This is a genomic window from Allobosea sp. 47.2.35 (assembly GCF_024655635.1).
Lineage (GTDB): Bacteria > Pseudomonadota > Alphaproteobacteria > Rhizobiales > Beijerinckiaceae > Allobosea.
In genome coordinates this window covers 1-704 of sequence record NZ_JANLGI010000066.1, presented here as the reverse complement: position 1 = coordinate 704, position 704 = coordinate 1, and the positions used below count along the sequence as shown (strand labels likewise).

1 pseudogene is annotated in these 704 nt (G+C 62.1%); it reads right to left on the bottom strand.

What is annotated here, in order from left to right:
- Positions 1–110: 110 nt before the first annotated feature.
- Positions 111–704 (bottom strand): annotated as a pseudogene (locus NUV79_RS25235) (IS3 family transposase); the annotation flags it as partial.

Here is a 704-nt window from a genome sequence, read left to right as displayed (position 1 = left end):
TCGCCCGTGACCTGAGACCCTTTTCTCCTCCGTTCTGAGGGAGAGTCCTGGGTTTCATTGATCCGAGACCATTTGCTGGAGCGCCGGAGGTTGGAGTTTCCGGCCTTCGATCACGGCGGTAGGCTGGGTGCTCCACCGGGATTTTGCAGCAGGATCGGGGGCTTGTTGCCGATGGCCCCGTGCGGCCGATCCTCGTTATAATATCTGAGTCAAACCTCCATCTTTTCGGCCGCATCCGCAAGTGTCAGGAACCAGTGCGTGTTCAGGCACTCGCTGCGGAAGCGGCCGTTGAACGCCTCGATGAAGGCGTTATCGGTGGGCTTGCCAGGCCGCGAGAAGTCCAGGGTGACGCCCTTGGCATACGCCCACAGGTCGAGGTCGCGGCTGACGAACTCGGAGCCCTGATCGACCCGGATCGTCCTCGGATAGCCAAGCTTCGCGCAGACCCTTTCCAGCGTCGCGACGACATCCTCGGCCCGGTAGCTGAAGCGGGGATCGACGGCCGGCGAGAAGCGCGAGAAGGTGTCGACCACCGTCAAAACCCGGATCTTACGCCCCGTGGCGAGCTGGTCATGGACAAAGTCCATCGCCCAGACATCGTTCGGCCGCGTCGCCGGCGCACGATCCTCGCGCAGCTTCGCCTTGACCCGGCGCTTGGGCGTCTTGTTCCTTAGTTGCAAGCCTAACTCATTGTAGATCCTTCG